This window comes from Paenibacillus xylaniclasticus (assembly GCF_004001065.1).
GTDB lineage: Bacteria > Bacillota > Bacilli > Paenibacillales > Paenibacillaceae > Paenibacillus_T > Paenibacillus_T xylaniclasticus.
In genome coordinates this window covers 80,020-89,097 of the sequence record NZ_BIML01000022.1, presented here as the reverse complement: position 1 = coordinate 89,097, position 9,078 = coordinate 80,020, and the positions used below count along the sequence as shown (strand labels likewise).

5 protein-coding genes are annotated in these 9,078 nt (G+C 46.9%); all 5 read left to right on the top strand.

Annotation, left to right across the window (positions count from 1 at the left end):
- The coding region (locus PXY01_RS17300; RefSeq protein ID WP_127571565.1) for a non-ribosomal peptide synthetase at positions 1-4,387 on the top strand (4,387 nt) is incomplete at its 5' end.
- The gene (locus tag PXY01_RS17295) at positions 4,384-5,040 is read left to right on the top strand and encodes a dTMP kinase (RefSeq protein WP_127571563.1); all 657 of its coding nucleotides are present in this window, start codon (positions 4,384-4,386) and stop codon (positions 5,038-5,040) included. The genes PXY01_RS17300 and PXY01_RS17295, both read left to right, overlap by 4 nt.
- 5 nt (positions 5,041-5,045) lie before the next feature.
- Complete coding sequence (locus tag PXY01_RS17290) at positions 5,046-6,734, top strand: carbamoyltransferase family protein (protein WP_127571561.1); 1,689 nt, start codon at positions 5,046-5,048, stop codon at positions 6,732-6,734.
- A gap of 22 nt (positions 6,735-6,756) precedes the next feature.
- The gene (locus tag PXY01_RS17285) at positions 6,757-8,271 is read left to right on the top strand and encodes a class I adenylate-forming enzyme family protein (RefSeq protein WP_127571559.1); all 1,515 of its coding nucleotides are present in this window, start codon (positions 6,757-6,759) and stop codon (positions 8,269-8,271) included.
- On the top strand, positions 8,268-9,077 hold the full coding sequence (locus tag PXY01_RS17280) for a hypothetical protein (RefSeq protein WP_127571557.1): 810 nt from the start codon (positions 8,268-8,270) through the stop codon (positions 9,075-9,077). Before PXY01_RS17285 ends, PXY01_RS17280 begins: the two co-directional genes overlap by 4 nt.
- The last annotated feature ends 1 nt before the right edge of the window (position 9,078 follow it).

Sequence of the window (9,078 nt, the reverse complement as noted above, 5' to 3'; positions counted from 1 at the left end):
AAATCGGCTCAATTGGATGCAAGCAACGTATGATCTGCGACCGACGGATACATTATTTCAGAAAACTCCGATTACGTTTGACGTTTCGGTGTGGGAGCTGTTCTGGTGGTTTTTCGGCGGGGCAAAATTGTTTGTGCCCGCACAGGGAAAGGAAAAGAATGTGGCGGAATTGGCAGAGGACCTAGTCAAACATAAGATAACCGTTATCCATTTTGTTCCCTCGATGCTTAATGCCTTTGTGACCTACTGCAAGCTGGAGAATACGACGGAGTTCCCGGATTTGAGATATGTGCTGTGCAGTGGTGAGCCGCTGAAATACCAGTATGTGCAGCAATATTACGAGGTGTTTGCGACTTCAAGCAAATTGATTAACTTGTATGGACCAACTGAAGCAACGGTCGACGTTACCTCGTACGAATGTGGGCCTGAACTCGAAGTGCTGATCGGCAAGCCAATCGATAACATACGATTGTATATCGTCGATGAGCAAGAGGCATTGGTTCCTATTGGAGTGGCCGGAGAATTGTGCATTGCCGGTGCAGGAGTAGCAAGAGGGTATATGAATGACCCGGAGAAGACGAATCAGTCGTTTAAGAGCAATCCATTTCATCAAGGGCCATATGCCAGAATGTATAAAACCGGAGATCTATGTAGATGGCTGCCTGACGGTAACATACAGTTTCTTAACCGGATAGATCATCAGATTAAGCTGCGCGGCTATCGCATCGAATTAGAGGAAATAGAGCAGACCTTAATGCTTCATTCTGGTGTAGCAGATGCGGTTATCGTGAAATCAGGAGAGCTTGAGGAGCTAAGTTACTTAAGCGCCTTTTATATCGGAGACTCCGATATTCCGGATACTGAGCTTAAACGCTTCCTGTCTTTACGTTTGCCGACGTATATGATACCAGAGGAATATTTCCGGGTAGATGCTTTTCCTTTAACAACGAGCGGCAAGGTTGATCGGCGGAAGCTTCGGGACAGCATTCCAGCTCCAATTAAAGAACGCGGCTCCTCACAATTAGACGAGAACTATCTAGAAATTTTTCTAGAGGCGCTGGGTCGAAGTGCAGACTTGACGCTTGAGGATCATTACTTCCAAGTTGGCGGGAACTCTCTGAATGCCTTATTGCTGGTCGCTAAATTGAATAAGAGATTTAAGACCGGATTATCGATTAGGGATATATTTGCAGAGAAAACGATCGGCAATATTATTCGGAAGAGCGAGGAAGCGAGAGGGAAAATCGAATCGGTCATCGTCCCGAGTGGTCCGAAGTCTTATTATAGAGTGTTGCCTGCTCAGTCGCACTTGTATACCACCTGTATGCTTGTGCCTGACAGCACGTTGTATAACGTTACGAAGATGCTACGTATCGAGGGTGAACTCAAGATTGAGCGTCTCGATTGGGCGTTTGGGCAATTAAGTATTCATTATGAAGCGCTTAGAACGTCCTTCGGCGTAGTTGATCAGCAGGTTGTTCAATTCGTTCATCCAGAAGCGTTCGCGATTCTTGAGTATCGGCGAATCGACGAGCAATCACGGGAGATGGAACGGAACCGACTGGTTCGACCTTTCAATCTGGGAGAAGCGCCGTTGCTGCGAGCATACTTATTGGAAGCAAGGCCCGATTCGTTCGATCTCGTTATCGACGCCCATCATCTGATTTGTGACGGAGTATCGTTAGATCGGTTAATCCAAGATTTGTTCGCCGTTTACGCAGGCAATTCGCTTGCAGTTGGGACGGTGCAGCCGAAGGATTATGCAGAGTGGCTTTGGGATCGTCAACTTGAGGAGCGGGGAGCGGAGCTTCCGGAATGGCTTCTTGGTGAGCTTCCACGGCTTGAACTGCCATTGGATGGCGAAAGAGCGGATCACTATTCCATTGAAGGCAATACCCTTACATGGGAAATTCCTTCGGGGATATGGCATGAAGTGAGGCATGTGGCCGCCATTCATAATAAAACGCCGTTTATGATGCTGTTCGCTGTTTATGTTGTCCTTCTGTACAAGTATACGAACCAAGACGATGTTGTGATTGGCACGCCGACATCCGGGCGAGATATCGACGAGATCGGGAAGATGGTCGGAATGTTCATGAATACTGCCATATATCGTATCTCGTTGCGAAAGGATATGACTGTCAGCGAGCTGCTCGAGATTATTGAAGAGCAGACATCATACAATTTGGCCCAAGGACCTTTTCTCTACCACCGCTTGCTTAATGAGGGAGGCTTTAAGAGGGAAAAAAACCGGAATGGGATTTATGATACGATGTTCGTTTATCAGAATTTCGATCGAGGTAGCTACACCGTTCCCGGATTAAACATCAGTCCAATAAACTACATGCCTTCAACCGCGAAATTCGATCTTTCACTTGCTGTTCTGGAAGATCGTGATTCCGTCAGGGTGGAAGTGGAGTATAGAAGTGATCTGTTAGCAGAGGAACGGATTCGCCGGTTTATGAATCATTATTTGAAGCTGATTGAAGAATTGTTATCCAATCTCTCAGCTCCGATCTTAAGTCTCGAAATGAATACGGAATTGAATAAGCAGGAACTGCTCGAGCAGTTCAATCGGATTGAGGCGGTGTACGATATCAGCAAGACGCTGCCTGAAATGTTTGAGCAACAAGCTGAACAGTCGCCTGAATCTATAGCTGTAGTAAGCGAAGATGGCGTTATGACCTATAGGCAGCTAAATGAAGAGGCTAATCGAATCGCTCACGTACTGCTTCGACAAGGAGTTCGCAAGGGCGACATTGTTGCGGTTACGGCTGAAAAGAGCACCTTTGCCATTGCTGGGATTATTGCGGTATTGAAAGCCGGTGCAGCCTTTTTGACCGTCAATCTTCTGTATCCCGAAGAGCGTACACGATTCGTTATGCAGGATTGTCGAGTGAGATTTGCTCTTGTCAATCAGCAGCATATTGGAAGACTGCCGGATAACGTCTATGGCATCGTACTGAAAGATCCGGAAAGGGCAAGCGAGTCTGTTGAAAACGTTGGCGTAAAGACTAGCCCTAACGATCTAGCTTACGTAATATACACGTCGGGCTCAACCGGTACGCCAAAAGGCGTCATGATTGAGCATCGCAGTGTCATAAATCTCATCCACCATGCAAGAGACAATTACTACGCCCGTTTCGGTCGTAAGGTGCATAATGCGATGGTAGCTCCGCTCGTTTTTGATGTTGCTGTGGAACGAATATTCTCCAGCTTGATGTGGGGCCATCGTCTATATCTTGTGCCTGACGATGCTGCGAGAGTAGGAGAAAGCCTGCTTCATTACTATTTGACACATCGGATTGATGTATCCGACGGAACGCCAACTCATCTTCAGATGCTGGTTGAACAGCCGCCGCCGAGCACGGATTGGTGTGTGTCGCTCCTGCTGATTGGTGGGGAAGCTTTGCCAGTATCTCTGGTCACTAAGTTAATGACAAAATTCGAGCGTCCGCCGGCCATTATTAACGTTTATGGTCCGACCGAATGTTGCGTGGACAGCTTCTATTATGAGATTAGGCCGGAAAAGCTCGATCCTGTAAGATCCATTCCGATTGGTCGCCCTATTCCAAATGCTAAAGCTTTTGTGCTGGGCGCAGATATGCAGTTGTTGCCCGTCGGGGTTCCAGGCGAGCTGTATATTGGCGGTCCGGGAGTGGCGAGAGGCTATATCAATCGTGACGATCAGACCAAAGAACGTTTTGTTGCCAACCCATTTGACCCGCAAGAAACCCTTTATCGAACCGGTGACTTTGTAAGATGGGATTTTAATGGGGAAATGCAATTTATCGGACGATTGGATAATCAGGTTAAAGTTCGTGGTCAACGGGTCGAGCTTGGCGAAATCGAGCACATTCTTTTGAAGGATGAGCGAATTCGACAGGCCAAGGCAATGGTAAGAAATATAGAGGGGCAGTCGGAGCTATGTATTTATTTTACCTCGTTTATATCGGGCCTGAACATAAGGGAGCTGCGCATGGAACTGGCACGTCAATTGCCGTCTTATATGATACCGAAGTACATCCTCCAATTAGAGGATATGCCTGTGACTGCAAATGGCAAGCTTGACCTGAAACTTCTGCCTGATCCAAGATCCAATCCGCATAGCTTTACATCGTCGGAAATAGAGGCGGACGGCTTGGAAGGTCAGCTAAAGGTGATATGGACAGAGGTGCTGGGAACGGAAGATATTCGGCTGGACGATGACTTTTTCGTTATTGGAGGCCACTCGCTTCTCGCCATTGTAGCAGCGGATCGTATTAGCGAAATTACGGGAGTGCGAGATCGACATTTGCTATTTAAGTATTCAACGATTAGAGGTATTGCGGAGCATATCAACAATCTCCAGGATAATGGAGAAATAGAGAACGGGAGACTTATATGATGAAGGAGCGTAATTATCGAATCATTGTGTTCGAAGGTCTGGACGGTACGGGAAAAAGCTCAGCGATCCACCGTCTTGCAGATGAACTGTCTGGAAGCCACAAGGTATACGTCGATCATTTGATCCATGAGCTTCCCCGGCTCTATAAAGAGCTTTACGATGTTCCTAGCGGCAAAATCGGTGAATTTCATCGTCACTTTCCCGCTGATTTCAGGAGAGCCTCTTATGTGTTTGAATCGGCGATACAAATGAGGATCAAGGATTCGTTCTATAGCCAATATGATTTTGTATTGTTCGATCGCTGGTTCTATACTGATTTTGCATACTTGCCGGAAGTTAACTGGTACCCAGAGCAGCTGCAGCTCATCCTAGATTCGATTCCTGTTCCCGATCTTACTTTTTATTTAGATGTGGACGTGAATGTGGCGATTGAACGGCTGCGAATGAAAGATGATTGGATGCTAGACACCTACGATATGGACACGGTTGTAGCCAAGCTTCAATCCTATAAAGAAGGATACGACCGAATTTTTCCATCCGTCTATAAGGCGGAGCGTATCGACAGCAACCTGTCGGTTGATGAAGTGTACGATCAGATTAAAAAAGTGTTCTCGAACCATTTTATTAAACAGCAGGCTTCACATAGGGGGTGAACAATATGTATATCATGGGGATTAATTCAGCTTACCATGAATCGGCCGTGTGCCTTCTTTATAATGGACAAGTTATTGCTGCTGTAGAGGAAGAACGCTTCAACCGTCAAAAGCGCGGAAAGCTCTCCGCGATTAATAATGCGGATACATTGCCGGTTCTAGCAATAGAGTATTGTCTGAATCGGGCTGGGATACGACTAAGCGATGTTAATTGGATCGGTTATTCAATCGATCCTTATAAGCGTGTGCAAAATAGCGGCTTCGTAGATAAAGTTGTGCCAAACAGCTGGGGTAGCCCAGAAGGGGAAGAGATATTCTATAAATCTATACAAAATGTTCCTACAAAGCTTCGAGAGATGGGCTTTATCGGTACGTTCAAATGGTTCGAGCATCATCTGTGTCATGCTGCGTCTGCCTTCTATCCTTCTCCCTTTGATGAAGCAGCCGTAATGGTAGTAGACGGCATTGGTGAAATCGATACCGCCTCGATATTCGAAGGGCGAAACATTGTACTGGAGCGGGTTAAGCAGATTGATTATCCGGCATCTATCGGATTTCTGTGGGAAAAAATATCGCAGTTTATCGGCTTTACGGAGTACGATTCTTGTAAGGTAATGGGTTTAGCTGCTTATGGCGATCCGGATATATATAGATCACAATTTCGTGATATCGTCCAATTGCTCGAAGACGGCATATTTACAGTCGACAACAACATTATGCAATTTCGTTCTGAGACGTATGACGGTTTACAGCAGCTGTTCGGTATTTCTAGAAGACAAGTTGGCGAGCCATTGAATCAATCTCATATGAACATAGCTGCCTCCTTGCAAGATATAACGGAAGAAACTATCGTTCATTTGGCCAAGGCCGCCTCTCGGCTTACGAACTCTCGCAACCTATGTTTAGCGGGGGGCGTTGCGTTGAACTGCATTGCCAATAGAGCAATCGAAAAGACGGGTTTGTTCGACCACATTTATGTGCAGCCTGCCGCTAATGATGCGGGCACGGCACTTGGGGCAGCTTATTTGGCGTGGTACGAGTTAAGTGAGGATGCCAAACGTTGTCCGCTGAAGACAACGTATCTGGGTCCAGAATATGACAATCAGGAAATACTAGAGGCGCTTCAACAAACGAATTTGAAATATCGTTTATGTGATGATATCGCGCTTGAGGCAGCCCAACTCCTTAGCCAGGGACGGCTGGTTGGCTGGTTCCAGGGGGCTATGGAATTCGGTCCTAGGGCATTAGGCAATCGCAGCTTATTGGCTAACCCGTCGGACTATGAAACCCGGAATAAAATCAATCATGCCGTCAAGCATCGTGAGCATTTTCGACCGTTCGCACCCAGCGTGCTTGAGGAAGAGGCCGCCGCATGGTTTGATTGTGATGATCCACCCATGGCTGCGGAATATATGTTAATCGGATACAAGGCTCATGAAGACAAGCGGGATAAAATACCGGCTGTCGTACATAAGGATGGAACTTGCCGTATCCAAATCGTAAAGCAATCAAGCAATCCGGCGTACCATAAGCTTATTTCTTTATTTCACCAACTGACGGGAGTTCCAATTTTGTTAAACACGTCGCTTAACGACAGCGAGCCTATCGTTTGCAGTCCGACGGATGCGTTACAGACGTTTATGAAAACTCAAATTGATTATTTAGCGATTGGAGATTACCTCGTCTACAAATAGAGGCTTGGAGAGGATATTGCTTATGAATGGCAAGTTTTCGACTATTGATCGCTCCGGCATACTTGACTTTATAGAGGAGTACGGTCGGGCCAATCAGCAATTCACATTCTCTGGATATACTTATACGCTCGAGCAATTGTTAGAAAGCTCTAAGCAGCTAGCGGAGAAGCTTTACTGGCTTGGCATTAGAGAAGGGGATCGAATCGGGCTGGCTTATGTGAATAATGGATGCTTTCTGAAGCTCATGTTCGCAGCCTACCGCTTACAAGCGACAATTGTTTACGTTTCTCCCAAGCTGCTTGCTGCCGAGATTATTGATATCGCACATTACTGCTCCATGAAGATGCTATTTGTTGACGAGCATTACAAATTTTTGTTTGAATTGCTGCCCCGAAGCCCTATACCTGTCTATAGATGCGGCCAGCACGAAATAAGCGAGCTGACGAATACATCTCGCGCGCCTATCGTCAAGGGTCCGGCTATCAATCCCGATACGGCGGTATTGTTCACGTCTGGTTCTAGCAGTAAACCGAAGGGTGCGGTATTGGGCGCCAATTCCTATATATTGAATGCTTGGCAGATAGGCAAGCACATTGGAGCATCTGCGGACGATCACATATTATGCTCTCTTCCCATGTGCTATATTAGCGCGCAGGTGACGGCATTTTTCGTATCCATCGTTTTCGGTTGCAATATTACGTTTCTGGACAGGTTCTCGGTTCAGGCGTTCAATCAGCTGGTTACGGAACGGGATATTACCGTAACGAATCTTGTGCCATCATTCATTCATCAATTGGGACGCGGTCATACAAAAGTTCCGAACAGATTGAGGGTTGTCCTGTGTGGAGGCGCTCAGTTACAGCAGGAGGACAGAGAGCGTTTTCTAAGCCTGTACGGTACGGATATTACCGAAGGATATGGCTCAACCGAAGGCGGCTGCGGTATTACGATTAACCCGGTTGATAAGCCTAAAAACGGATCTGTGGGCATCCCGCTGACCGGTCAAGAGATTTACATTGTCGACCCAGAGGATCATAGCCGCCAGCTTGGAGCGAACGAGGTCGGCGAGATTCTAGTTCGCAACGATACCGCTTTCAGAGGATATTTGAATCAGGAAGAGGAAACAAAGGCCGCTTTCAGTCAAGGCTTCTATCGGACATACGATTTAGGTCGTGTGGATGAAGAGGGGTATTTGTATATCACTGGACGCCTTAAGTCTATGATTAATAGGGGTGGCGAAAAAATATATCCAGGCGAGATCGAGAAATTGATTGGGTCGATTGAAGGAGTCGAGGAGGCGTACGTGTTTGGAGTTCCCGATGAGCAATTGGGGCAAACAGTTGGCGCCATAATCGTAACCGACGATTTAGAATTATCGAGCGAGCAAATTATCGAGCAGCTAAGCAGTAAGGTGTCTCGGTATAAGCTCCCTGAACATATCTACTTCGTGCATGAAATACCGAAAACCGTCTCTGGAAAAGTTGATGGCGTAGCCTGTATGGAAATGCTGCGCAGAGGAGGTATAACCGCGACATGAAATGTTGGGTTTCAGGAGGAACTGGGCGCATTCGGGAGGCACTTGTCGAACGGCTGACTGAGCATTATGTCTTGACTCACGAGGAGTCGGAAGCGGATGTTGTGTTCATCATGCCGCAGCCTATCCATCAGGTTGCTCCAATTATTCACCGGCTTTCGTCCAAGCCGGTAATCGATTTCAGTTCATTTACGAAGCTGAACACAACCGAAGGATATGCTCTGGCATACTTGTTGTTTCCCGATGAGACACGGAGCCCGGCTGCCTTATGGGATACGGGGCATGTTGCTATCGCTGGTTGTTTCGCATCATCGGTTCTTATACCGATCAATTATTTGGCTCATTACTGTGGCTTGAAGCCTGATAATATTTCAGCGTTCTGCTTAGGCGGAATCGAAACAGATACGACCTCGGATCAACGAATGGAACGATGGAGCAGACAAGCAAGCGAGAAGTCGCTCAAAAATCATCGATTTGAGGTGGAGAAGTTCCTTCTTGGAAATGCCCGCACGCAAATGAGCATAACGGTAGCCGATCTGGATCACAGCATCGAGACAACGGTTCATATTTCTTGTCCGGGACACGGATTAGACAGCAGCATGACATTGAGGTACGCTGCTCAGGATTGCCGATGGTACCAAGATGATACGGAGCGCGCTTCTGCTGACGATGTGCTCGTACGTTTTGTGCCCACATCAAGCGATACGCTAACCGCTTATGTGACGCTTGATAATGTACATTTTCTTGTGCATCTGGCGATGGCAAGCTTGTCTCTGCTCAGTACTGAGCATTCGGAATCCCAGGCTTGAC

What these genes read in the sequence shown, in the direction of transcription:
- PXY01_RS17280 (WP_127571557.1), top strand. Translation starts at nt 8,268, where the DNA reads ATGAAATGTTGGGTTTCAGGAGGAACTGGGCGCATTCGGGAGGCACTT.
- PXY01_RS17285 (WP_127571559.1), top strand. Translation starts at nt 6,757, where the DNA reads ATGAATGGCAAGTTTTCGACTATTGATCGCTCCGGCATACTTGACTTT.
- PXY01_RS17295 (WP_127571563.1), top strand. Translation starts at nt 4,384, where the DNA reads ATGATGAAGGAGCGTAATTATCGAATCATTGTGTTCGAAGGTCTGGAC.
- PXY01_RS17290 (WP_127571561.1), top strand. Translation starts at nt 5,046, where the DNA reads ATGTATATCATGGGGATTAATTCAGCTTACCATGAATCGGCCGTGTGC.